This is a genomic window from uncultured Hymenobacter sp., assembly GCF_964243305.1.
In the GTDB taxonomy this organism is placed as follows: Bacteria; Bacteroidota; Bacteroidia; order Cytophagales; family Hymenobacteraceae; genus Hymenobacter.
Window position 1 is genome coordinate 160,707 of sequence record NZ_CAXTEF010000003.1, and the last position, 24,987, is coordinate 185,693.

The following is a 24,987-nucleotide window of genomic DNA, read 5'->3' on the forward strand; positions in this document are numbered from 1 at the left end:
CTGCTTAGCCGGCCAACTCCGGCCGGGCGTTTCATTAGATTGCTATAACCTCAAAATAGTCGGCTAAAGTACGCCCGAAGCTATAACGCGAAACAGCGTTTCGAGGCGCGTGGCGCATCGGCGCAGTTGAGTTGAATTACGCCCATTTTCTGCCGGGGGCTAGCCGCGGCCCGCGCCGCACAACTCAGGTTTGCGTTATCGTGGCTGCTCAGTGGGGGCCGGGCCATATGATACCGACTTCCCAGGCGTCGTTGGTGAAAGCGATTTTGCGGTGGCGCTGCTCGGTGTCGGCAAACTCGTTTTTGCGCGAGAGGTAGCCCCAGTGCCAACAGCACGGAATAGAGGTAATTCAAACGGCGGTTGGTAGTCATGCAAAGGGTAGGGAATTAGCCGCGCCGCGCCGACTGGAGCAGATGCCAGTCGGCGCGCCATGCTGCCAGCCGGTAAAGCTTCACCAGCCCAATAATAATGACCAGGGCAAACAAGACAGCGGCGAACCACGATTTAAAAAAGATAGAATTGTGGGCCAGGACCCCAATAAAGCGCATGGTATTCTCCAGGTTGAGAAAATAAGCGGCAGAAGCCAGACCATAGGGCAGGTAGTCGCGGCGCAGGAAGGCGTAGGCAGCCAGAAACAGGATGGCCGCGTGCCAGTAGCGCTCGTGCATCTGGGTGTTGAAGAAGCAGAACAAGAGCGGAATCAGCCCGCAGCTGAGCAAGGTCAGCGCCAGGTCAGGAGCGAGGTCAGTCGCCGGAAGGGCGGGCGGGGGGAGGGGGGTAGGAAACGGAGCCACTGCCGCGCGCGGGCCGGCGCGCAGCTGGCGGGCGGTGGCCAGCAGCAGCGGCAGCAGGGCCAGCGCCGAACTGCCGCAGAACAGCCCCAGTCCCCAGCCCCGGTAACTCAGCCCGGCAAAGGGCAGCGTATCAACAAAGCTGAGCCGGCTGGGCACTAGCAAATGCCAGAAGTTGTAGGCATTCATCCCTACCTGCGGGTAGCGCTCGGCCGCGCCAACGTTAATGGCGATGATGCGCGGCAGGGAATTGTACGTCCCGGCCCAGCTAAAGGGAGCCAGCAGCAGCAGCCCCAGCCCAGCCCCCGCGCCTGCCGCCCACAGCAATTGCGCCGGCCGCCGCCAGAGCAGCAGCCACAGCAAGAGTAGGGGGGGCAGGAAAATGACCGCTTGGGTTTTGGTGGCCAAGGCCAGCACGAAGCACAGCACGCTAGCCACGCTGCGCTGCTGCACGGCCAAGACCACCGCCCCGAACACAAAAAACGTGTAGATGGCGTCGACCTGGCCCCAAATCAGGGTATTGTACAAGTAGCCAACATTGAGGAGCAGGAGCAGCGTCAACCCTAAATGGCGGTCTTTTTCGGCCACCAGTGACGCTGCCCAAACCGCGCCCGCAAAATCAAAAATCAGCGTGAAGCCCTTAAGCAGATAATGATAGCGCGCAATGGCCGGCAGGCTGCCGGCCAGCTGTCCATACGTCCACAATACGTAGTGATACAGCGGGTTGTAGTTGTTGTCGGGCACCTCATAAACGCGGCTCAGCCCGTGCTGAAACCCGTAGCTGGTCCAGGTAATCCAGAATGGAGCGTCGTAGCCGGTGGCCGGGAGCAGGAACAGCAGCAGCCCAAATAGCAGCGCGAGGCACGCAGCCTGCTGACGGCGCGAGAGAGTAGCCATACGATACAGAGGAGGAAGAATAAGTCGGCTGGCGCGCGGCAGGCAGCAGCTTCAAGGCTTGAGGTGCCTGTCTGACTCACCGCGCCGGCCAGAGGTTGCAGCGCGCCTCAAAGGCTAAGCCGGTACGGGCCACGAACTGCTCTCGGCACTCTTGGGCGCGGCGCCCAGCTGGCGGCCTTGCCGAGCGGCGCGCAGGGTCGCCAGGCGGTAGAGCTTCACCAGGCAGATAATGATGGTGAGGGCAAATAAGGCCGCGCTGAACCAAGGTCTCAGAAAGAAGGAAGTATACTTGAGCAGATTCAGGTAGCGCAGCACTCCTTCCAGGTTGAGAAAATAAGCGGCAGAAGCCAGACCATAGGGCAGGTAGTCGCGGCGCAGGAAGGCGTAGGCAGCCAGAAACAGGATGGCCGCGTGCCAGTAGCGCTCGTGCATCTGGGTGTTGAAGAAGCAGAACAAGAGCGGAATCAGCCCGCAGCTGAGCAAGGTCAGCGCCAGGTCAGGAGCGAGGTCAGTCGCCGGAAGGGCGGGCGGGGGGAGGGGGGTAGGAAACGGAGCCACTGCCGCGCGCGGGCCGGCGCGCAGCTGGCGGGCGGTGGCCAGCAGCAGCGGCAGCAGGGCCAGCGCCGAACTGCCGCAGAACAGCCCCAGCCCCCAGCCCCGGTAACTCAGTCCCGCGACCACGGTGGCGTCAGAGAGGTCCAGGCTTAGGTGGGTGGGCAGCAGACACCAGAAGTTGAAGGCGCCCATGAACACGACGGGATAGACCTCGGTGGCGCCCAAGTTGATAGCGACGATGCGCGGCACGTAGTTGTCGTAGCCGAACCAGATGAAGGGCGCCAGCAGCAGCGCGAGCAGCGCGGCACTCCCTACCCCCCCCAGTAGCAACCGGCTAGGCCGGCGCCACCACTGCGGGGCCCAGAGCAGGAGCAGCGGCGGCAAGAAGATTATGGCCTGCGTTTTGGCCGCCAGGGCCAACACAAAGCACAGTAAGCTGGCCACGCTGCGCTGCTGCACGGCCAAGACTACCGCCCCAAAGGCGAAGAAGGTGTAGATGGCATCGACCTGCTCCCAGATGAGCGTATTGTACAAGTAGCCGATGTTGAAGAGCAGCACCAGCACCAGCCCAAAGCGCCGCTCGCGCTCCCCCACCAGTGAGGCCGCCCAAAACGCGCCCGCAAAATCGAACACCAGCGTGAAGGCCTTGAGCCAGTGGCGATAGTGGTCGATTCTTTCCTTGCTGCCTGCCAGCTTGCCAAACGCCCACAAGATGTAGTGGTAGAGCGGGTTGTAGTTGTTGTCGGGCACTTGGTAGACGTTGCCCAGGCCGTAGTCGAAGATGTAGCAGGCCCAAGTGTACCAATAGTGCACATCACCGCCGTGGCCGGCGCGCGGCACCAGCAGCAGCAACATCCCAAAGAGCAGGACGGTGAGGGCGGCTTGCTGGCGTAGAGAGTACGTGGTCATGGAGGGAGAAAAATAACGAGGCTGCAACCCAGCTGCCGTCAGATAAGTGGGCTAGTTAGGGGCAGTGATTCTAACGACCTGCTGGCCGAACTTCGGGCGCCGTGACGGCGGCGGCAGGCACCGGCGGCGCGGGCGCGACGCCAAAATCCTGCGGGCCGTGGTCAGTTTCGGCGATGATATAGAGTGGGCGCTGCCGCACGTTGGCACTGAGGCGGGCAATGTATTCGCCGATGACACCCACAGCGATAAGCTGCACGCCGCCCAGAAACAGAATGCTCATCATTAAAGAGGCCCAGCCAGGCTCATAGTCGTGGCGGGCCAGGCGCGAATACAGCGTGTAGACCATCAGCAGAAAAGCCACGCCCGACACGGCGAAGCCCATGAGCGTGGCGGCCTTAAGGGGTGTATCGGAGAAGCCCGTGATGCCATCGAGGGCGAAGCTGAGCATCTTGCGGTAGGTGTAGCCGGTTTCGCCGCCGGCCCGCTCGGAGCGGTCGTATTCGACGAAGGTCTGGCGGTAACCGACCCAGGCAATCTGGCCGCGCAGGAACTTGTGCTGCTCGGGCATCTGGCGCAGCGCCAGCAGCACGCGCCGCGAGATGATGCGAAAGTCGCCGGTATCGACGGGGATTGAAATGCGGGTGATATTGGCCAGAATTCGGTAGAAGGCCTTGGCCGTGAACTTCTTGGCCTGGCTCTCGCCCTGCCGCGAGCGGCGCTTGGCATATACCACGTCGTAGCCCTGCCGGAACCGGGCGTAGAGGTCAACAATCAGCTCCGGTGGGTCCTGCAAGTCGGCGTCAATAATGACGATGGCCGCGCCCTGCGCTTGGTCGAGGCCAGCGGTGACGGCAATCTGGTGGCCGAAGTTGCGGCTAAAATCCAGGTAGCGCACGTGCTCGTCGCGGGCGGCCAGGGCCCGGAGCAGGGGTAGGGATTGGTCGCGCGAGCCGTCATTGACGAAGATGAATTCGTAGCTCACCCGCATCATGTCCATCACGCCGCGCAGCCGCGCATACAGGGCATCGATGTTAGCTTCTTCGTTGTAGATGGGAATGATAACAGATAGCTCCACGCGGATGGCAGGTGAGAATGATGAGCACATGAAGTGAGGGCCGAAGCCCGGCAAGCGGCGAGCCGGCTTCGCTGGCATCCCGCTCAGACTCGTGATTAGTCCAGTAGTCTAGTCAAGCGCTTTACCTGCGTAAAGGTAGGCGCCCGCAGAATGTGCCGCGCAGCGCCACTTTAGCATTCCCGGCGAATCCGCTACTTTTGCGGAGTTTTCCGCTTACCCATCCGGTTATTTTGTCTGTATTTACCACGGCTATTTCGGGGCGGCTGCCGCAGCTAACCCGGCCCTATCACGCGGCAGCGGCGGGCTTGTTCGTGGTGCTGGGGGCGTTGCTTTTCGGACCCTACCTGAGCAGCCTCCCCGAAGGCACGCACGTGTGGGCGCAGACTGACCGGCTGGCGCTGGCCCTGAACTTCTACGATTTCGGGTTTGACTTCTGGCATCCGCGTACCTCCTCGCTGCAATCCATTGGCGGCATCACGGGGGTTGAGTTTCCCCTGCAACCTTATTTGGCGGCTCTCGGCGGGCTGGTGGCGGGGCGAAGCCATATTGTGACGGCCTTTCGGGTGCTCGACGTGACCATGAACGTGGTGGGACTCTGGTATTTATTCCGGCTGGTGTTTGAGCGTACCGGCAGCTTCGCGGCGGGCCTGCTGCCGGGCGCATTTCTGCTGGCGTCGCCCACTTTCACCTTTTACGCAGCCAGCGCGCTGCCTGACCCATTCAGCTTTTCGCTCACCCTGGTAGGCTATTACTACTGGCTGCGCTTTTTTGATCAGTCGGCGCGCTTTGCTGATTTGCAGCGGGCCCTGCTGATTTTGGTGCTGGCCGCCCTCGTCAAAACCACTAGCGGCCTGCACCTAATGGCCGTATCCGGCATTACGCTGCTCTATGTTTTTTTAGAGCCCGACCGCCTCACCCCGCGCGACCGGGTGCGGCTGCTGCTTACGCTAGGGGTAGGCGCCGCGCTCCTCATTGGCTTTTACCTGCACAATCTCCAACTCAACACCACCTACCAGTCGCACCAGTTTCTGGCCGCCGCGATGCCGGCTGAGGGCGTAATTACGTGGCATGAATATATGCGTGTTTATAAGGCCAAAGAAGGCGGCTGGCGCTATGAGTACCTGCTCCCTTCCCAGTACTACGTGCTGCTGGCCGCGGTGCTAGTGTGCCTGGCACGGGCCCGCCGGGCCTGGCAGCACTTCCGGTTCCTGACTTTACTGGTGCTGGCGTCGCTGGCGGTTGCCTGGCTATTCTATCAGCTGATGGGCTCGCTGCTGGCCGTGCACGACTACTACGCTATCTGCTCGTTTCTGCCGCCCGTGGTGCTAGTGCTGCTGCTAGCCGTGCTGCTGCTGGTGCCGCCCCCCAGTTCCAGCTATCCAGGCCGAGCTGGCTGGGGCCGGCCGGCTTTGACTGGGGGACTGTTGCTACTGGCCGGCTACCTGACCCACGCCAGCTTCGGTCACTTTGCCAGCCGCATGAGCGATAACTATCCGACGCTGAGCGATGGCTACACCCACCGCTGGATGCGGGGCGGGGCGGCCTTGCTCCAGCAAGCGGGGGTGCCGGCCCAGGCGCAGGTGCTGGTGCTCGATGACTACTCGTCGAATATTTCGCTCGTGTACTTTGACCGTCGGGGCCGCACGACGCTACACTATCGGTATGACATGAACGTGGCCGGCTTGGTTAAGTACATGTCGGCCGATAGCCTGGACTATCTGATTATGAAGCCCGACACCTACCAGCGCCTGACGGCGGAGCCAACCGCGCTAGCCGAAGCTTTTGCCCCGGTGCTCCACCAGTCGGCCGTGGTCGTGTTGCGGCGGCGCCATCTTGAACAAGCAGCGTGGTAAATCAAATCTGGGTTTCGACTATGCGCCTTGCCCGCAAGCTTTTTCCCCGCCCGTGGCCCAGCGGTGGCCGGTGGGAGCCGCGCGGTACCTGGCGACGGCTGGGGCTGAGCGGGCTGTTGGCGCTGGCGGCCTGCCAACCCCGCGCCGGCCGGCAAGACGTGCGCGAGTGGGTGGTGTTCGCCGAAGATTTCGAGCACTTAGCCGGCTGGCTCCCGCCTGACCCCACGCTCACGACGGAGCGCGCCCACTCGGGCCGCTACGCCGTCAAGGTTGATAAGGAACACCCATTTTCCATCACCTACCGTCTGACGCTAGGCGAGAAGTTCATGCAGCGGCCCCGGCTGATGCGCCTCAGCGCCTGGGTGTGGGTGACGGGCCCCGACGAAGCAGCCGAACTTGTGCTGGTTGGCAACTCGCCCGACGCGCCGCCCAACGCGCCGCCCCAGGTAACCAGCCAGCTGTTTTTAAGCGATTATTGGCCCTATAAGCGCTGGACGTATATCAGCCGCGATGTTCCGCTGCCACCCGAAGTTTCTGCCCGCACCGGGCTAGTGGTCTACGTCTGGCACAACGCGGCTAAAGATGCTGTGTTTACCGACGACTGGCAGCTAACCGAGATTCACTAACGCTCCGACTTATCACCAACTAAGAGGGGATAAGGAAATACGGGCTTTACTGATTTCTGGCCCTCACTCGCTCCTCTCCCAATTAGCTAAACTGTCCGCCATGCTTGCTTTTTCTTTTTTCCGCTGGGCTGGGCTGCGGCCGCTGGCCAGTGGCCTGTTCCTGCTGGCTGCCACCAGTTGCGGCGCTGACCAAGCCACGCCGGCCAAAGGCGATGTGCTGGTCAGCACTGATTTTGAGAATTTGGCGGGTTGGATGGGCACTTCACCCAACCCCTCGCTCAACCGGGAAGAGGCGCACTCAGGGCATTATTCGATTAAAGTTGACGGCAGCACCGAATACAGCGTGGGCTTCTCCAGCACGCTGGGCAACCTGCGCGACGTGCGCGTGCGCCGCGTCAGGGTGCGGGCGTGGGTGTTCATTCCCAGCGCCGAAGCGTCCGGGCTACTGATAACTCAAGTCGGCAACGGCGGCGGCAGCAAGCCTTTGGTATGGGACGCCTTTGATTTAGTGAAGGCCGTGGCCGGCAACTACGACGAGTGGGTAGAAGTGAACCGGGTAGTTGACATTCCCGATGCGGCGACGGCCGCCACCGGCTTTGGCATTTATTTGTGGCGTAACAACCCCAGCTCGCAGCCCATTTATCTCGACGACCTGACTGTGACCGTAGAAGCCCCTGGCGCCTAGCGCTAGGCCTAGCGCCAGGCAACGGAGCCGGCTTTCTTTCTACGCTATTTAAGTTTGCTTGACTGTGGCCCTGCGCCTACCCCTGCCTAGCTCTATCATGAGGCCCCTGCAGGCCCAGCCTTACCATGTGGCGGCGGCCCTGCTCTTCGGGGTAGTGGCCGCCGTCTACTACGGGCCGTTTCTACGGTGGCTGCCCACCGGCCTCCACACCTGGGCGCAGTCTGACCGGCTGTCGCTGGCCCTCAATTTCTACGATTACGGCTTTCGTTTCTTCCAGCCTCGCACCTCGTCGCTGGTCTCGATTGGGGGCGTGACGGGGGTTGAGTTTCCCTTGCAGGCCTACGTGGCGGCGCTGGGCGGGCTCGTGGTTGGGCGCAGCAGCATCGTGCCGCTGTTTCGGCTGCTGAATGTGGCCGTGGTCGTGCTGGGGTTTTATTACTTATTCCGGCTGGTTTACGAGCGCACGGGCCATTTCGTGGCCGCGCTGGTGCCGGGGTTCTTTTTGCTGGCCTCGCCGTTTTTTGCGTTCTACGCCGGCAACTTTCTGCCCGACCCGTGCAGCCTGAGTTTGAGCTTCGTGGGCTACTACTATTGGCTGCGCTTTTTCGACGAGCGGCGCTTCGCCGATTTGCGGCGGGCCCTGCTGGTGCTCACGCTGGCTGGCCTGCTGAAAACCACCACCGCTCTGCACTTTGGAGCCGTGGCCGGAATTACCGTGCTATGGGTCTACCTGGAGCCGAGCCTGTTGACTGGCCGGCAGCGCTGGCAATTGCTGGGCTGGGCCGGGCTGGGCACCGGCCTGATAGTGGCGTTTTTCCTCCACAACCAGCACCTCAACGAGGCGTACCGCTCGTGGCAGTTCCTCGCCTCGCCCAACCCCATTCAGAGCCCCAATGATTGGCATGAGGTAGGGCAGTCGCTGCGCCGCGACTGGCTGCCCGAGTACGCCACCCGCACGCAGTGCTGGCTGCTGGCCGGGTGCGCGGGGCTACTGCTGGTGTTCGCGCGGCCCAACCTGGGCCGCTACCTGCCCCTGAGCCTGCTGCTGGTCGCGGCGGTTGGCATCGCCGGGTTGTTTATGCTGCTGATGGGCCGGCAATTTATCGTGCACGATTATTATGCTATCTGCTCCTTTGTGCCGCCGGCAATGCTGCTGCTGCTGCTGGCCCTGCTCAACGTGAGCCGCTACGCGGGTCGGGCGCGCCTGCTCACGAGCGTGGGGCTGGCGGCGCTAGTCGTGTTTCTGGGCAGCAGCGGCTACCGGCGCCTGCAGCGCCGCATGAGCGACGACTACCCACCTTTCTCGCAGTACTACACCCACCTCTGGATGCGGGGCGGGGCCGAGCAGCTGCGGCGCGTGGGGGTACCGGCCACGGCCAACATTTTGGTTATCAATGAAGCCATCAACACCGGCTTGGTGTACTACGACCGGCGCGGCATTGCCTGGCAGCCCGCCGACCCCGCCGCCGTCACGGCCTCGGAGTTCCTGAGCCGCATGGCCGCCGATAGCCTCGACTACTTGGTGATGCCGCCCGCCATGTATGCTCAACTGGCGCCGCAGCACGCAGCGCTGGCCGAGGGCTTTGAACTGCTGGACCGAACGCCGGCTGTGGTGCTGCGCCGCCGCGACCGGTCCCGGCCCTGGTAAGCGGCGCAGCTTGCCAATCCCCTACCCCCATTGCCGGCCCTACAGTAAGCTAACAGACCCGCGCCGGCCCTTTATCTGTCCTGCTGTGCCAGTTTCTTTCACTCCGCCGCCAGCTGCCAGGGCCTTCATTTACGAGGCTCTACTAGTCTTGCTAGGGCTGGCTTATTTCGTGCTCTTTTTCCGCCTGGGCTCGGCGCCCCTGATGCTGTGGGATGAGTCGCGGTTGGCCGTGAACGCCGCCGAGATGCTGGCCCGGCGCGAGTGGCTCGTCACCACGTTCGGCCAGCAGCCCGACCTGTGGAACACCAAGCCGCCGCTCATGATTTGGCTTCAGGCGCTCAGCATCAAGACGTTGGGCTACACTCAGCTGGCAGTGCGGCTGCCTTCGGCGCTGGCCGCGCTGGCTACTATTTTGCTGGTTTTTCGCTTCGGCGCCCGGCAGCTGGGTAGCCCGCTACTGGGCTGGCTGGCGGCGCTGGTGCTGCTCTCTACAGCGGGCTTCGTTTGTGAGCACGTGGCGCGGACCGGCGACTACGACGCCCTACTAATAGGCTGGACCACGCTGGGCACGCTGGCGTTCTCTCAGTATATGCGCACCCACCGGGCGGGGCTGGGGCTGCTGGCGGCGGCCGCCTTCGCCCTGGCCGTCCTCACCAAAGGCATTGCCGGCGTGCTGTTTGCGCCCGCGCTGCTGCTGTTCACGTGGCGCAGCGGTCAGCTGGGGTGGCTGCTGCGGCAGCGGGCGTTTTATCTGGGTCTTGGGGGCTTTGGGCTGGTGATAGCCGGCTATTATGGCCTTCGGGAGCAGGCGGCGCCGGGCTATCTGGCCGCCGTATGGGCCAATGAGCTGGGAGGCCGGGCTTTGCAGGCACTCGATGGTCATCAGGAACCCTGGAGCTGGTACTGGAAGCTCTTAACCACCATTCACTTCAGCTTGTGGCTGCTGCCGGCCATCAGCGGGTTGCTGCTGGGCTTGCGGCAACCCCGGTTGTCGGCGCTGCGCGAGTTTGCGGAGTTGGCTGGGTTGGTCGTGGGCGGGCATCTGCTGCTCATCAGCCTAGTCCAAACCAAGCTGGAATGGTACGTGGCGCCGATTTACCCGTTCCTGGCCCTGCTAGCCGCCATGGGCCTGACCTTTATTCACACCGCCGTTATTGGCTATTTTCAGCTGCGGCCGCCCCGGCCCTGGCAGCTGCTGGCATTTGGGCTGTTGGTTTGCTGGCTGCCTTACCTAGCCATCCTCAACCGGCTCGATACCCAGTTTCAGCGGCGCTTTGCGCAGGGCAACCAGCAGTTTGGGCGCTACCTCGCCGGGCAAGCTGCGCAGCAGCCTACCCTCACCGCTTACACTATGCTGAGTTCTGAGAACAATAATGCGCCCCTGGACTGGTACGCCCTGGCTATGCAAGCAGCTCATGGCCACCGCGTTGAGCGGCGGTATGGGTCGGCTGCCACCAGCCTTCGAGCTGGTCAGACTGTGGTGGTTTGCGCCCCCCGACTGCGTCAGCGCCTGGAGAGTGCCTACGCCACAGAGCTGCTTTTCGCGCAGGATTCCTGCGCCACACTACGAATCTTAGGAGCCCTGGCGCCTAAGTAGGCCAGTTTTTCGGCCGAAAAGGATGCTCAATAATTCAACGCTTCACGGCCTGAGGCTGACTGTTATTCCTGAGCTAATTCCCTACCCCCTCCCGACTCGCTCAACCCATCGGCTCCGCGCTACCGCCCCAGCAACCCGTATTTGAAAATGCAGTAGAGCGCCCGGAGCCCGTCGCGCCAGCCAATTTTCTTGCCCTCGGCGTAGGTGCGGCCGTAGTAGCTGATGCCCACCTCGTAGATGCGCACGCCGGGCACGCGGGCCACCTTGGCCGTCACTTCGGGCTCGAAGCCGAAGCGCTTTTCCTCCAGCTTGAGGCCCTGAATGATGTCGCGCCGGAAGAGCTTGTAGCAGGTTTCCATGTCGGTTAGGTTCAGGTCCGCAGTCATGTTCGACAAGAACGTGAGCACGGCGTTGCCGATGCTGTGCCAGAAGAACAGGATGCGGTGGGGGTTGCCGCCCATGAAGCGCGAGCCGAACACGACGTCGGCAGAGCCCTTGAGCACGGGCTTGAGCAGGGCATTATACTCATCCGGGTCGTACTCGAGGTCGGCGTCCTGCACAATGAGGTAGTCGCCGGTCGCCTCGCGAATGCCCGTGTGCAGGGCGGCGCCCTTGCCTTGGTTCACGGCGTGCTCCAGCAAACGCAGGCCCAGCGCCGGGTAGCGCCGGGCGTAGGCCCGAATAACGTGGGCCGACTCATCCGTCGAGCAGTCATTAACCAGAATGATTTCCTTGCCAATATTATTCACCAGGCACAGCTCGCGCAGCAAATCCAGAATCTGCTCAATGGTGCGGGCCTCGTTGTAAACCGGAATGATGATGGACAGCGTGTCGATTTTAACCAAAGCAAAGAGCAGTTAGCGGCGGGTAAAAGTAATGCGCGGCGGCAACGAGAAATAAAGTGCGTCAGTGAAGAATATGAAGTAAAGAATCGCGGGCGAGCCCCGTAGGGGCGACCTATCGCTACAAATCAGGACAGAAAATAACAATGCCCCGCGAGGCTTCCAACTGGGCGAGGGGGTAGGAAACCTACCGATGGGCCGCTTCGCCGGGACCAACCACGCATTCCTGCTTGACGCAGCTCGGGCCTACCAGCTGCCTCAGTGGCGTGCGCCCGCCGTTCACTGGCAGGCGCACGCCACTGAGGCAGCCGGCGGGCGGGGGGGTAGGGAACTGACTACCTCACGCAGCTAGGTTTCGGCGCGGGCCAGCAGCGTAATGGCGCGGCCCTGGGCGGCCAGCGCCGCGGCCACGGCCCGACCAGTGCCCGGCGTGGTGCCGCCCACCAGGGCACGGTAAGAAACAGCCATTGCTTTGAGTCATAGGTTAAAAGTTATGAGTTGAGGGCGGCCAGTGGGTAGCTGCAAATGGCGGCAACTTGCGCGCAAAAATGCGAAATTGGCCCCCGCTCAAGGCCCTACCCCCCCTTCCCGCGCAAGCCGCTCGCGCCAAAAGCCGGTGCCTTTGCCCACTCATAACTCCTGACTTTTAACTTATAACTCAAAGCATGACCCGCCCCTTCAACCTCACCGCCTGGATAGCTGAGCACCGCCACTTGCTGAAGCCGCCCGTGGGCAACCAGCAGGTATTCAAGGATAACCAGGACTTCATCGTCATGATTGTCGGCGGGCCGAACTCGCGCAAGGACTACCACGTGGACGAGGGCGAGGAGCTGTTCCTGCAAATCGAGGGTGCGATGACGGTCAAGATTATCGAGGACGGGCGGCCGGTCGATATTGAGATAAAGGCGGGTGATATGTTCCTCTTGCCGCCCGGCGTGCCGCACTCGCCGCGGCGGCCGGCCGGCACGGTGGGCCTGGTGCTGGAGCGCTACCGCACGGCCGGCGAGCGGGACGGCTTCCAGTGGTACTGCGAAAACTGCGGGAATAAACTCTATGAGGAATTTGCCGAAATCACGGACATCGTGGCCCAGCTGCCGCCGATTATGAATGCGTTTTGGCAGAATGACGACTTGCGCACGTGCCAGCAGTGCGGCACCTACATGGCAGCGCCCGCGCCGGTGGCATAAAGGCAGATGCGCAAAAAGAGCGTCATGCTGAGCGCAGCGAAGCATCTCGCGCGGGGCAGTAATTCAATCGTTGTTTATCGCTGATTACTGCTGCCCGCGAGATGCTTCACTGCGCTCAGCATGACGCTTTTTTAGTCCCTACCCCCTTCCGCCGCCCGTGCTCGCCATCGACATCCACACCCACGCGCTGCCGTAGCACTGGCCCGAATCCCGGATGCTGGGCCAGAATGCGCTGGACTGGCTGGGGCTGAGCCGGGCGCGGTTCGCCGGGCCCGAGGTGGCCGCTGCTCCGGCGGGCCGGCGGGCGCCGCGTTAAATTTGCTTATGTCATCCCCTCAGATTTCCCATTCCCTACCCCCCGCCGCCGAGCTGGATGCCGCCGACCCGCTGGCCCGCTTCCGCTCGGAGTTTCATATCCCGCCCAATCCCGACGGCACGGGGGAGTGCGCCTACTTCTGCGGCAACTCGCTGGGGCTCTTGCCTAAGCGGGCGCGGGCGGCGGTGGAGGCCGAGTTTCGGGGCTGGGAGCAGCACGGTGTGGAGGGCCACTTCCACGGCACCTCGCCCTGGCTGCACTACCACGAAACCCTGACCGAACCCACCGCCCGGCTCGTGGGCGCCCGGCCCCTGGAAGTGGTGGTGATGAACTCGCTGACGGTGAACCTGCACCTGCTGCTGACCTCGTTCTACCGCCCTACCCCCACCCGCTACAAAATCCTGATGGAAGGTGGCGCCTTCCCCTCGGACCAGTACGCGCTCGAAAGCCAGGCCCGCCTGCACGGCCTCAACCCGGCCGCCGCCATCGTGGAGCTGCGGCCCCGGCCCGGCGAGCACACGCTGCGCACCGCCGATATCGAGGCGAAGATTCAAGCGCTGGGGGAGTCGCTGGCCGTCATTCTGATTGGCGGCGTGAACTACTACACCGGGCAGGCCTTCGACATGGCCGCCATCGCGCGGGCCGGGCACGCGGTGGGCGCTGCGGTGGGCTTCGATTTGGCCCACGCGGCCGGCAACCTGGCGCTGCACCTGCACGACTGGGACGTGGATTTTGCCTGCTGGTGCTCCTACAAATACCTCAACTCCGGCCCTGGCGGCACCTCCGGCGTGTTCGTGCACGAGCGCCACGCCCACCGCAGCTTTCAGGAGCTGCCCCGGCTGGCCGGCTGGTGGGGCCACGACCCGGCAGATAGATTTGAGATGAAAAAGGGCTTCCGGCCCATGCCCGGCGCGGCGGGCTGGCAGCTGAGCAACGCCCAGATTTTCCCAATGGCCATCCACCGCGCCGCCCTGGAGCTGGTGGATGCGGCCGGCGGCATGGCCGCGCTGCGCGCCAAAAGCGAGCTGCTCACGGCCTATCTTGAAGCGCAGATTCGGGCGCTTTCCCTACCCCCCTCGGCGCTGGAAATCATCACGCCCGCCGACCCGGCGCAGCGCGGCTGCCAGCTTTCAGTGCTGGTGCACCGGCGCGGGCGGGCGCTGTTCGACCACCTGGCCGCCCAGGGCGTGGTGGCCGACTGGCGCGAGCCCAACGTCATCCGCCTGGCGCCCGTGCCGCTCTATAACTCCTTCGCCGACGTGGACCGGGCCGGCGCGGCGCTGCGGTCATTTTTTTAATTAACAATGAGCAATGAGCAATGAATAATTAACAATGAGCAACGGCGGATTGCCTCCTTTAAATCTGCTTTTCGTAAGCATCGTTCGACCACGAAGCAGCAGCGGATTTTAAGGTAGCTTGGCCTGACCTGTCTAATTGTTCATTGCTCATTATTAATTACTCATTGACTATGCCCGAGGATTACGCGGCCAAGATGGCCCTCAAAACCGATGCTGCGCTGCGCGAATACGTGACGGGCCACTACCAGTACCGCGAGGAGGCCGTGCTGGCGGCCCTGGCCGAGCTGCGTGCCCGCGGCCAGCCCGCCCCCGAAGAAGCCGCCCTGCGCCCCGGCCTCGAAGCCGGCGCCGCCGCCCGCCGCACCCAGGAGGAAGCGCCCCCGCTGAGCCAGCCCAGCCCTACCCCCCCCGGCGCGGCCGAAGCCGCTGAGGCGGCCCCGGCCGATGGCCCGGCCCTGTACTCGCCCACTACTATTGTCTTGTTTTCGGTGCCCTTTACGATGATAGCCGGCGGCGTGCTGCTGGGCCTGAACCTGAGCCGGCTCAAGCGCTGGCGGGCGCTGGCGGGACTAGTAGCGTTTATTGTAATCTATCTGATTATCACCGCGCTGGCCCTGCAATGGGCCCTGCCGCGCTACGGCCTGCGCTCCTGGTACGGGCCCCTGTTCAACTTCCCGGCCATACTGGCTTACGTGCTCTGGTTCTGGCCGCGCTACGTGGGGCGCCGCAACTTCCCGAGCCGGCCCTGGCTGCCGCCGCTGCTGGTCTGCCTGCTATTGCTGCTGGGCGCCCAGCGCCTGAACAGCTACCTCATCAAGCGGCAGCCGCCGGAGGTGCGGCAGCAGTTTGAGCGCCTGATGCCTGATTAGGCCATTCATAAATCGGGACAACAAAGAGGCAAGAGCCAGCTTCAAAGCGCTGTCTTTGGTTTGCTCACTGCGTCCGCTTACGCCGCTGCAACCACTCATGCTGTTCAGGCATTGATGTGCTCTTCGACTCGCATTTCCTGACTCTCTGTCGAGGCCGGCATTCTGCTTCAGAAACCAATCAATTTGGTCAACTCAAAGCAGCACCACCTTCAGCTTTTCGGCCAGCACCACCCGCAGCTACGCCTGACAGTTTGGTGTGACGATGCGAGTGCTGCCTACTCCGACCTCCGGCGGGAGCTACGATCTTTAAGTTGCCCACTCTAACTGCTTTGCCAACCCATCCCAAAATCTCTCACACCCTGCAACAAGTGCAGTGCAAGAAAACACTATTCGTCATTTGCAACGTCGCTTGAGTGAGTGCGGTGAGCAGGGTTTGTACTCGCTGATTACGCTCACAAGTTCATTGCGCGCTTTAGAGTCACCAGCGTTGACGCGGACCATCCAAATTGAAAACTATCAAGGACTTGTCCCTTCAATAATGGCGTTTGTCCTTCGAATCAGCCCGTTGGTGTAATATTCTTAAAAGGGGAAGATTTAAAGAATATATTTGAGAAAACGTAGCACAAACTACTTTCTTTCAAAATACTTCGCCTTTTAACATCCGAACTTTCAATATGCCCAGCTTTGAAATCATGACCGGTTGTAGTACTCCTCTGTAAAGTAGCTGGACGCCAATTACAAATCATGGATGAAAAGCAAAAGCCAATCATGACATCTCCTATGACACGTACTTTTTTCTCTCTTGCCCTAGCCGCCACTATTTGCCAAGCCCAGGCGCAAGCCACTCCTAGCATTGGTGATACTAGCCGTCAGACTCTAGTAAAAAGAGATAATATAAAAGCGCGAGCTACACAGGCGCGAACTGTTTTCAGCATTGGGCCCCGCGTGGGGCTAAATATGGCAACCGCTAAGTATGCTGATAATGATACTGGTTATCCAACTCACTTCTCTACTGCTGCGGTTCCGCGTTTGGAGGCCGGACTACAAGCAAACATTTGCCGCCAGCATGTTGCATTACAGGCTTCCTTGCTGTATTCACAAAAGGGATTCCAATTGAACGGTGGCTACGAAAGACCTTATAAAGATCAAATCGACTTTGCCATTTTCCACGAAACGTATTTTCTTAACTACCTGACTCTGCCAGTAAGTATTGCTTATACTCAAAAAAGCAACAGTCAAGGCTTTCAGGGATTTGCGGGTGGCTACGCAAGCATTCTACTAGGAGGGCGAGTGAAGTACGATAATGTGCTGGGAGTTGTAGGAATTTCTCGTAACATTTATAAATTTGAATCCTCCATTCGTGCTGGACGGTATAATAAATATAAAGACGACTCATACTACTCTCAGCGCTATGATGCTGGACTACAGGCAGGTGCTGGCTACCGGTATGGCCACGCGCTGATGCAGGTATCTTATAGTGTGGGATTAGCTAATCTAGGCGCAAGATTTATTGTAAACAACATCCCTCTAAGACGGCCCAGCTACTACAGTAGGACGCTTCAAGCTAGTTTAAGCTACTTAGTTGGCGCTGCTAAACCAAGCGGGCATTAAGTGGACAGTGTCAGTGGGTGAGACAACTCACTTGCAGCCGCAAATTTCTCCTTACGCTGGTTCATTTTTTCACTGTCACTTCTCAATGAAGTGGCCTAACCCGTCATTGCCCATGAAAAAGCACGTTTATTTCTCCTGCCTTATTGCCTTCATGATTTTTTGCTTGTGCCATGTGGCTCATGCACAGACCACAGTTACGTTCACTACTCAAGGTTTTAGTCTTGACCTTGTAACGGATGGCGCTACCATTTCCAACGGACGTTGTGTAGCTACGCTACCCGATAGGGTAGCTACTTTTCAAGTAAGCTTATACAGGCCAATCACTTTTATTCAGGACGGCTACGTTGTTATTTATTCTGGCGTCACTGGGCCCTTACATCGGCTTATTGATGATGCGGATGTAGCAACTAGTGCGCAAAACACTTCTTTGAGTAATACTAACAACCGTTCTTGGGGAGCAGTTAACCAAAGTTTCGCAACGATCAATGTCAGTGGAATATTCCGCACTCGGAATATTTTGGCAGGCGATGTGAATCTGTATGCTGTGTTTTTCTCTCCCGTCTCAGGAGTTGCTAAGCAGATAACGGTGAGTGCTCCCATTAAGATATGCACCTCCTCAACGCCGCCGCCACCGACAACCCCACCACCGCCACCGCCATCCTCACCAACGCGCCCGCTGAGCGATTTTACCCCTTGTGGACGAGATATTTCAATCTGCGGTGACCAGTGTGTTGCCAAAGGAGCTGTTCCTGCTATTATTAAAGGCCGTATACTAGCTGATAAGGGGTACCGCAATAGTGGATACTATTATCCTGCCAATACTGACTGGGCTGACTACTATAAGTCAGCCGTCGCAGCAGGGACTACCCAGTTTGCCGAAGGTACTGAATACGAGTGGGTTCAATGGCAGTATAGCAACAATCAATACAACTGGTTCGACATCAATGGTGCAACTAGTGCCTCGTACTCACCTGGTACCATTAGCCAAACAACGTATTTTAGAAGGGTGTCTACTCACTACCGTGATTATGAGATTGGCGGAAGCCGAACCCATTGGTACACGAGCAATGTAGTAACAATTCGGATTCCGGCATCAACGCCATACGCAGCCAAGGGCAGGTATAATGTTTGCGGTACGAGTACAGTTGATGTCGCTGTCAACCCAGCACCAGATGCGGCTTCGTACACTTGGTACTGCTCGAATCCAAGCGTGAAAATTAATGGCCAGGGGGGCTCCCCCTACACTTCAGCTAGTATAAGCGTTCAGATAACCTTACCAGCCGGCGCGGTCCAAGGCACCTCGTATACTATCAACGTATATGCCACCGGGCCCTGTGGTTTGAGTTCTCCTTCCTCCGTTTTTTACGTCGCTGTTGATTGCTCTACGCCAGCCCCATCTAATGTTTCATTCGTTCCCAACAGTTACGGTACTACTTGCTTACAGCACTTCAATGTAAGGGCAGGCATTTCTCCAGGGGCCACCAGCTATACGGCAACCTTACAGGGCGGTAACGTATACACGGGCCGCTCCATGACGGTCGCTGCTAACCCGAACGCCTATTATGTGGACTTTCCTTTTGACATAGTAGGGCCGCTATCAGGTATTTACGCCAGCGTCACGGCAACCAGTGCAGGTGGCACCTCGCCTCCGACTACTAGCTCACCACAAAGCCTACCCGGCCGCACCTGCGGGTACGTAGTTGCCCCTGACGAAAACGTCGATGCCCTGCTCTACCCAAACCCCGCGACCGACCAAGTAACGCTACGGGGCGGTGCCCAGGAAGCCCAGGCTGCTTTCTACGATAGCCAGGGCGTGTGCCGCAAGGTTGTGGCCTTACCGGGCGGACAGGATACCCAAGCTGTTGTCAACCTGCGTGAGTTGCCCGCCGGCCTCTACTACATACACATCTCGGCCAAAGACAAAGCGCTGAAAAAAGCCCAGTTGATTATCGAGCATTAACGAACACTAAGCGCTGCCGGCTCTCAGCCAGAACGCCTACTTATGAGTCCTGACTTCCGTTAGGACCCGTAAGTAGGCGCTCCGCTTAGAAGAAGGTTAGGGAACGGCGACGTAGGTGTTCTTCCGGACGGCGGTCGTCGTGCCCTGCATTTGGGTCCACGTTAGCTTCAACGAGGTCGCTGTTAATTCGTCCACGGTGTTCGCGACGGTATATCCTCCCACACTAATCGTCAGCTGCGTCCCGTCGTTAGCTAAACTCCAGGTACCCAATTCAGTTTGTGGGTTGGAAGGGTCGCATAGCGTTGGGCCTTCGTCGTAAACGCAGGTGTTGGGTTCCGTGAACTGCAAAAAATTATCTCTGACGCAGGGCGGGGCCGCCGCGTACTGGTCGACCGTCCCAAACAGCGGCCCGCTGTCAACGCTGCTGCGCAACTCCCACCGCTTCCCCACCAGCAGTTGAGTCGGGGTTAAAGGCGCCGGGTCCTCCTTTTTCCCTTTACAGGATGGGAGTAGGTTAAGTAATATCAGCGAAAAAAAGAGTGGATAGTGTTTCATTGCTCATTTTGATTAGGTAGATGTGGATGCAATATAAAGATAGAGGCGGCTGAAATTTTGGTGTGTAACTGCACCAATAAAAGGGCTAAACTTTTAGCTGGGGCCATCAACACCAGAATACTACTCACCGCACTGCATATACTTTGCAACTCCTTTGCCCGCGAAGCGGCCCCGCCGTAATAGCTTCGTCGAATAACCTTGGGCTGCTTTTCCAGGTTGCCGCTTCCATGCCTGCCCCCCAATTCCCTACCCCCCCGGCTGCCGCCGAACCCCTCACCGTGATGGGCGCCGGCCTGGTCGGCTCCTTGCTGAGCCTGTACCTGGCCCGGCGCGGCCACTCCGTGCAGGTAATCGAGCGCCGCGCCGACCCGCGCCGCACCGGCGTTCAGGAGGGGCGCAGCATCAACCTGGCCCTCTCGGACCGGGGTTGGCGGGCGCTGGAGGGGGTAGGGATTGCCGACGACATCCGGCGCGTGGGCATCCCCATGTACCGCCGCGTGATACACGACGCGCAAGGGCAGCTCAGCTTTCAGCCCTACGGGCAAAACGGGCAGGCCATCTACTCGGTGTCGCGCGGCGGCCTCAATCAGGCGCTGCTGGATTTGGCCGAGGCCGACGAGCGCATCAGCCTGCGCTTTCAGCAGCAATGCCGGCACCTGGACTTGGAGCAGCGCCGCCTGCATTTGCTCGACACGGCCACGCAGCAGCCTCATGATGAGCCCTATACCCGGCTCTTCGGCACCGATGGCGCGTTTTCGGCCGTGCGCGCCGCTCTCCAGAAAACCGACCGCTACGACTACTCGCAGCATTATTTAGAGTATGGCTATAAGGAATTAAACATCGAGGGCGGGCCCAATGGCGAGTGGCTGCTGGAGAAAGAGGCGCTGCACATCTGGCCGCGGGGCGAGTTCATGATGATTGCTTTGCCCAACCTCGACGGCTCGTTTAACTGCACGCTCTACTTTCCTTTTGAAGGCTCCAACTCCTTTGCCGCGCTCGAAACGCCGCAGCAAGTAACCGATTTTTTCCAGCGCGTTTTCCCCGATGTGCTGCCCCTGCTGCCCGACCTGACCGGCGAGTTTTTCCGCAACCCAACTTCTTCGTTGGTCACGGTGCGCTGCTTTCCGTGGGCCTACCGCGACGAGGTGCTCCTGCTCGGCGACGCCTCGCACGCCATCGTGCCCTTCTACGGGCAGGGCATGAACGCCGGCTTCGAGGACTGCACCGTGCTCAACCAGCTGCTCGATGAGCACGGCGACGCTGCCTGGCCGCTGGTATTCAACGAGTTTCAAACCCGGCGCAAGCCCAACGCCGACGCGATGGCCGACCTGGCCGTGTACAACTTCACCGAGATGCGCGACCGGGTGGCCGACCCGCGGTTTCTGCTGCAAAAGAAGATTGAAGGCAAAATCGCCCAGCAGTTTCCGGGGCACTGGACGCCGCTCTACTCCCAGGTCACGTTCTCGCACACGCCTTATGCCGAGGCCTGGGCCAATGGCCAGCGCCAGGACCAGCTGATGGCCGAGTTTATGGCCCACATCCAGACCGAAGCCGACTACGAGCGCCCCGAGGTGCAGGCCCTGCTGCGCGAGAAGCTGGCCGGCGGCGCGCCAGCGACGGCCTGAAGCTGGGCGCCGTAGCGCCCTACCCCCTCCTTGCGACCCAAGGGGGGGGTAGGGCGCGGCGACGCCGGCCCGGTACGAAACCGCTCGGTAGGCAGCCCACCGCCATAGTAGAATAGTGCTAAAAAGCTGGATAATGAGCGGAGCGTTTAGCTGCGGAGCGCTGGCTCATTGATTTAAAGGCAGTTTGTGTTTTTTGCCCGCCGGACGCGCCGACTATTGGCCTGGTTTTTCGGAATCTGCGGAGCTAATTTTGCCCGGTTACCAGCTTATTTTCCATCCACAATTCTATCCTTTTACTTATGCTATCCGCCTCTGCTACCCCGGCCGCTCCGCTGCGCTGCGTGGTCATCGACGATGACGAAATCAACCGCCTCACGCTCGAGCACTACATCAGCCTGACCGCCGGCCTGAGCCTGACGGCCTCGCTGGTCGATGGCGTGGCCGGCCTGGCATATTTTCGCGAAGGCCACGGGGTCGATGTGCTATTTCTGGACGTGGAGATGCCCCACCTCAACGGCATTGAAATGCTGCGGGTGCTGCCCAACCCGCCCGAAGTCATCATCACCACCGCCCGCGAGCAGTTTGCCGTCGATGCCTTCGAGCTGCGGGTGACCGACTACCTGGTCAAGCCCTTCGACTACGCCCGCTTTAGCCGGGCCGTCGAGCGGGTGTTGCCGCGTTCGGCCGCCGCGCCCGCCGCCGCCGAGGTGCCCGGCGCCCTCAGCTCGCCCGACCTGTTTGTGAAAGTTAACAACCGCATGGTGCGCATCAATTTCGACCAGGTGGTGTACGTCGAGGCGTTGTCCGACTACGTCAACATCGTCACGCCGCAGCACAAGTACATCGTTTACACCACCCTCAAGGCCCTGGAGGCCCGGCTGGCCACGCTCTCGAATTTTGCGCGCGTCCACCGCAGCTATCTGCTTAACACGCAGCTTATTGAGGCCATTGAGGACAACACCGCCCTGCTGCGCGGCGGGTTCCACGTGCCGATTGGCAAGTCGTACCAGGAAGGATTTTACAAGGGTTTGCAGCGGATTTAACTCCGGCCCATTCCCAGTAGGCAGCAAGGTCCGGGCACCGCTTTTCAGAGCGGTGCCCGGACCTTGCTGATTAAAAGCGTTTGCTGCCAGCAGACCTTTCGCCAGCTTCGCTGGGGAGCAGAGCGCCAGCTCATAGCGAGGCTATTGACACAGACTGGCAGAAGCTTTTTCGTACCGGCCGGCTACAAGACTATAACCTGAATTATCCGGCGGCGCTTCGGGCAGAAATGCCACCGGCCCCCGGCCAGGCGCTGCAATCAGCTGCCGTGTACCGGTTTGGGGGCGTAAGCAGCTTTTTCACCAAAGCAAACCGCTCGTCCTGCGTCCGCTGGCGTTCGCTGGCCGAAGCAGGTTGCGGGCGGCGGTAATCAGCTTTTGCAACGATTGCGTTACTTTCCCTGGCGAGATGCTTCGCTGAGCGAACACCAGATGAGGCTTGACGCGCGACTTGCCCCCTGCTTATTCCTCCTTCAGCACTATGGAAAACCAACCCGCCGCGCCGGCCTACGTCATCGGCGTCGATTACGGCACCGACTCGGTGCGGGCGCTGCTCGTGGACGCGCGCACCGGTGCCGAAGTGGCGCAGGACGTTTACTACTACCCGCGCTGGCAAACGCTCCAGTACTGCCACGCCGCCCGCAACCAGTTTCGCCAGCACCCTTTGGACCACCTCGAAGGCCTGGAAACGACCGTGCGCAACGTAGCCCGGCACGTGCCGGCCGCGCACATCGTGGGCCTGGCCGTGGACACGACCGGCTCGACACCCGGCCCGGTGGATGCGCGGGGTCAGCTGCTGGCTCTCACGCCCGGCTTCGAGGACAATCCGAACGCCATGTTCGTGCTCTGGAAAGACCACACCGCCCTAGCCGAAGCCGCCGAAATCAACGCGCTGGCGCGCAGCTGGGGCGGCCAGGACTACACGCAGTTTTCCGGGGGCATCTACTCCTCGGAGTGGTTTTGGGCTAAAATCGCCCACGTGTACCGCCAGGATGCGGCCGTGGCCGCAGCCGCGCACTCCTGGCTGGAGCACTGCGACTGGCTGACCTTGCAACTCACGGGCGGCGAGCTGACCACCTTCAAGCGCAGCCGCTGCGCCGCCGGCCACAAGGCCATGTGGCACGAACGCTGGGGCGGCCTACCCTCGGAGGAGTTTCTGACCCGGCTCGAACCCCGGCTCGCCGGCCTGCGCGCCCGGCTTTACCAGGACACGTTCACGGCCGACCAGGCGGCTGGCACGCTCAGCCCGGCGTGGGCCGAGCGCCTGGGGCTGACTTCGGCCACGGTAGTGGGGGTAGGGACGTTCGACGCTCACGCGGGCGCCGTGGCCGGCGAAATCGAGGCCTATTCGCTAGTCAAGGTGATGGGCACCAGCACCTGCGACATCGTGGTGGCGCCCACGGCCGAAGTCGGCGACCACCTCGTGGCCGGCATCTGCGGGCAGGTCGATGGCTCGGTCATTCCGGGGATGCTGGGGCTGGAGGCGGGGCAGTCGGCGTTCGGCGATTTGCTGGCCTGGTTCCGGCAGCTGGTGGAGTGGCCTTTGACGGCCGTGCTGCCGCAGTCGAAAGTGCTCAGCGCCGAGCAGCAGGCGGCTTTCCGGGCCGAGATGAGCGAGAATCTCTTGGTTGAATTAAGCAAAGCCGCCGCCCTGGTGGACCCGGCCGAATCGGGCGTGCTGGCTCTGGACTGGGTGAACGGCCGCCGCACGCCGGATGCGAACCAAGCATTAAAAGGCGCCCTGATGAACCTGACAATGGGCACGTCGGCCCCGCAGGTATTCCGGGCGCTGGTCGAGGCCATCTGCTACGGCTCGAAACAGATTGTGGAGCGCTTCGAGGCCGAGGGCATCCCGATTAAGCAGGTCATCGGTATCGGCGGCGTGGCCAAAAAGTCGCAGTTCGTGATGCAAACGCTGGCTGACGTACTTGACCGGCCCATCAAAATTGCCAAATCCGAGCAGGCGCCCGCGCTGGGCTCGGCCATGTACGCGGCCGTGGCGGCGGGCATCTACCCCGACGTGCTCGCGGCCCAACGCGGTATGGGCAGCGGCTTCGCCGAAACCTACCTGCCCAACCCGGCGCGCGTAGCCGATTATCAGGCGCGCTACCGGCAGTATCAGGCGTTCGGGCAGTTTGTGGAGCAGGCCACGCTGGGCTCGGCCGAAATCCCTACCCCCCCTTCCGCCACCAATCAACCCATTTTCGCCGCCCACGCATGAGCCCCTATCTAGAACTAAAGCGCGAGTGCTACGAAGCCAACCTGCAGCTGCCGCAGCTCGGATTGGTGCTCTTCACCTTCGGCAACGCCAGCGTGGTAGACCGCGAAAAGGGCGTGTTTGCCATCAAGCCCAGCGGCGTTCCCTACCCCACCCTGCGGCCCGAAGACATCGTCATCGTCGATTTTGAGGGCCAGGCCGTGGAAGGCGCCCGGCGGCCTTCGTCCGACACTAAAACCCACGGTGTGCTCTACGCGCAGTGGGAAGGCATCGGCGGCATCGTGCACACCCACAGCACCTACGCCACGGCCTGGGCCCAGGCGCAGCTCGATATTCCCATCCTGGGCACCACCCACGCCGACCACCTCACCACCGACGTGCCCTGCGCCCCGCCCATGAGCGACGAGCTGATTCAGGGAGACTACGAGCAGCAAACCGGCTGGCAAATCCTCCATGAGTTCGAGCGCCGCGGTTTCTCGCCAAGCGAGGTCGAGATGGTTTTGCTCGGCAACCACGCGCCTTTCACCTGGGGCAAAACCGTGGAGAAAGCCGTCTATAACAGCGCCGTACTAGAAGAGCTGGCCCGCCTGGCTTACCTGAGCTGCACGCTGCGGCCGGAGGTGCCGCGCCTCAAGGACGCCCTAATTCAGAAGCACTACGAGCGCAAGCACGGCGCCAATTCCTACTACGGGCAGTCGTAACCGTAGCGTGGACGCTGCGAGTCCGCGCGGAAACGACACCCGCCCGATACCAAACTACCTACGCGCGGACTCGCAGCGTCCACGCTACTTCCTACCCCTTCGCGGACTCGCAGCATCCACGCTACATTC

General features: G+C 61.0%; 19 protein-coding genes. 14 read left to right on the top strand and 5 right to left on the bottom strand.

What is annotated here, in order from left to right:
- Window positions 1–386 precede the first annotated feature (386 nt).
- The 3 genes from ACFE70_RS03545 to ACFE70_RS03555 form a co-directional block, all read right to left on the bottom strand.
- Complete coding sequence (locus ACFE70_RS03545) at window positions 387–1,688, bottom strand: hypothetical protein (RefSeq protein ID WP_375416335.1); 1,302 nt, start codon at window positions 1,686–1,688, stop codon at window positions 387–389.
- Between the two features lie 114 nt (window positions 1,689–1,802).
- Window positions 1,803–3,152, bottom strand: a complete 1,350-nt coding sequence (locus tag ACFE70_RS03550; RefSeq protein WP_375416336.1) for a hypothetical protein — start codon at window positions 3,150–3,152, stop codon at window positions 1,803–1,805.
- 70 nt (window positions 3,153–3,222) lie between these two features.
- Entirely contained in the window at window positions 3,223–4,227 is a 1,005-nt protein-coding gene (locus tag ACFE70_RS03555) for a glycosyltransferase family 2 protein (protein ID WP_375416337.1), read from the bottom strand.
- Window positions 4,228–4,457: 230 nt separating this feature from the next.
- On the opposite strand from ACFE70_RS03555, the gene ACFE70_RS03560 reads away from it, so the two are divergent.
- From ACFE70_RS03560 to ACFE70_RS03580, 5 genes are all read left to right on the top strand, one after another.
- A complete protein-coding gene (locus ACFE70_RS03560) occupies window positions 4,458–6,080 on the top strand; it encodes a hypothetical protein (RefSeq protein WP_375416338.1) in 1,623 nt (540 codons plus the stop codon).
- A gap of 20 nt (window positions 6,081–6,100) precedes the next feature.
- Window positions 6,101–6,706 carry a hypothetical protein gene (locus tag ACFE70_RS03565; protein WP_375416339.1) on the top strand — a complete coding sequence of 202 codons (606 nt, stop codon included), beginning with the start codon at window positions 6,101–6,103 and terminating at the stop codon, window positions 6,704–6,706.
- Between the two features lie 100 nt (window positions 6,707–6,806).
- Window positions 6,807–7,391 (top strand): hypothetical protein, encoded by a 585-nt coding sequence (locus ACFE70_RS03570; RefSeq protein WP_375416340.1) that lies wholly within the window; start codon window positions 6,807–6,809, stop codon window positions 7,389–7,391.
- Between the two features lie 97 nt (window positions 7,392–7,488).
- Complete coding sequence (locus tag ACFE70_RS03575; protein WP_375416341.1) at window positions 7,489–9,039, top strand: glycosyltransferase family 39 protein; 1,551 nt, start codon at window positions 7,489–7,491, stop codon at window positions 9,037–9,039.
- An 85-nt stretch (window positions 9,040–9,124) separates the two neighbouring features.
- Window positions 9,125–10,636 (top strand): ArnT family glycosyltransferase, encoded by a 1,512-nt coding sequence (locus ACFE70_RS03580; RefSeq protein WP_375416342.1) that lies wholly within the window; start codon window positions 9,125–9,127, stop codon window positions 10,634–10,636.
- Between the two features lie 119 nt (window positions 10,637–10,755).
- Here the strand turns inward: ACFE70_RS03580 and ACFE70_RS03585 are convergent, their stop codons facing one another.
- Window positions 10,756–11,481, bottom strand: coding sequence for a glycosyltransferase family 2 protein (locus tag ACFE70_RS03585; protein ID WP_375416343.1), 726 nt, complete (start codon window positions 11,479–11,481; stop codon window positions 10,756–10,758).
- Between the two features lie 662 nt (window positions 11,482–12,143).
- Here ACFE70_RS03585 and ACFE70_RS03590 point away from each other — a divergent pair.
- The 5 genes from ACFE70_RS03590 (at window position 12,144) to ACFE70_RS03610 (ending at window position 18,719) form a co-directional block, all read left to right on the top strand.
- Window positions 12,144–12,665, top strand: a complete 522-nt coding sequence (locus ACFE70_RS03590; protein WP_375416344.1) for a 3-hydroxyanthranilate 3,4-dioxygenase — start codon at window positions 12,144–12,146, stop codon at window positions 12,663–12,665.
- 324 nt (window positions 12,666–12,989) lie between these two features.
- On the top strand, window positions 12,990–14,279 hold the full coding sequence (gene kynU / locus ACFE70_RS03595) for a kynureninase (RefSeq protein ID WP_375416345.1): 1,290 nt from the start codon (window positions 12,990–12,992) through the stop codon (window positions 14,277–14,279).
- A 170-nt stretch (window positions 14,280–14,449) separates the two neighbouring features.
- Window positions 14,450–15,148 carry a hypothetical protein gene (locus tag ACFE70_RS03600; protein WP_375416346.1) on the top strand — a complete coding sequence of 233 codons (699 nt, stop codon included), beginning with the start codon at window positions 14,450–14,452 and terminating at the stop codon, window positions 15,146–15,148.
- Window positions 15,149–15,892: 744 nt separating this feature from the next.
- On the top strand, window positions 15,893–16,759 hold the full coding sequence (locus ACFE70_RS03605; protein WP_375416347.1) for a porin family protein: 867 nt from the start codon (window positions 15,893–15,895) through the stop codon (window positions 16,757–16,759).
- 1,531 nt (window positions 16,760–18,290) lie between these two features.
- The gene (locus ACFE70_RS03610) at window positions 18,291–18,719 is read left to right on the top strand and encodes a T9SS type A sorting domain-containing protein (RefSeq protein ID WP_375416348.1); all 429 of its coding nucleotides are present in this window, start codon (window positions 18,291–18,293) and stop codon (window positions 18,717–18,719) included.
- 96 nt (window positions 18,720–18,815) lie between these two features.
- Here ACFE70_RS03610 and ACFE70_RS03615 read toward each other — a convergent pair whose 3' ends face one another.
- Window positions 18,816–19,274 carry a lipocalin family protein gene (locus ACFE70_RS03615; RefSeq protein WP_375416349.1) on the bottom strand — a complete coding sequence of 153 codons (459 nt, stop codon included), beginning with the start codon at window positions 19,272–19,274 and terminating at the stop codon, window positions 18,816–18,818.
- A 227-nt stretch (window positions 19,275–19,501) separates the two neighbouring features.
- On the opposite strand from ACFE70_RS03615, the gene ACFE70_RS03620 reads away from it, so the two are divergent.
- The 4 genes from ACFE70_RS03620 to ACFE70_RS03635 all read left to right on the top strand — a co-directional run bounded on the left by ACFE70_RS03620 (window position 19,502) and on the right by ACFE70_RS03635 (window position 24,858).
- Window positions 19,502–20,899 (top strand): FAD-dependent oxidoreductase, encoded by a 1,398-nt coding sequence (locus ACFE70_RS03620; RefSeq protein ID WP_375416350.1) that lies wholly within the window; start codon window positions 19,502–19,504, stop codon window positions 20,897–20,899.
- A 299-nt stretch (window positions 20,900–21,198) separates the two neighbouring features.
- Window positions 21,199–21,942, top strand: a complete 744-nt coding sequence (locus ACFE70_RS03625; RefSeq protein ID WP_375416351.1) for a LytR/AlgR family response regulator transcription factor — start codon at window positions 21,199–21,201, stop codon at window positions 21,940–21,942.
- A 478-nt stretch (window positions 21,943–22,420) separates the two neighbouring features.
- Window positions 22,421–24,160: a ribulokinase gene (locus tag ACFE70_RS03630; RefSeq protein ID WP_375416352.1), complete on the top strand. Its 1,740-nt coding sequence runs from the start codon at window positions 22,421–22,423 to the stop codon at window positions 24,158–24,160.
- Window positions 24,157–24,858 (top strand): L-ribulose-5-phosphate 4-epimerase, encoded by a 702-nt coding sequence (locus ACFE70_RS03635; protein ID WP_375416353.1) that lies wholly within the window; start codon window positions 24,157–24,159, stop codon window positions 24,856–24,858. The genes ACFE70_RS03630 and ACFE70_RS03635 overlap by 4 nt, the downstream gene beginning before the upstream one ends.
- Window positions 24,859–24,987: the final 129 nt, after the last annotated feature.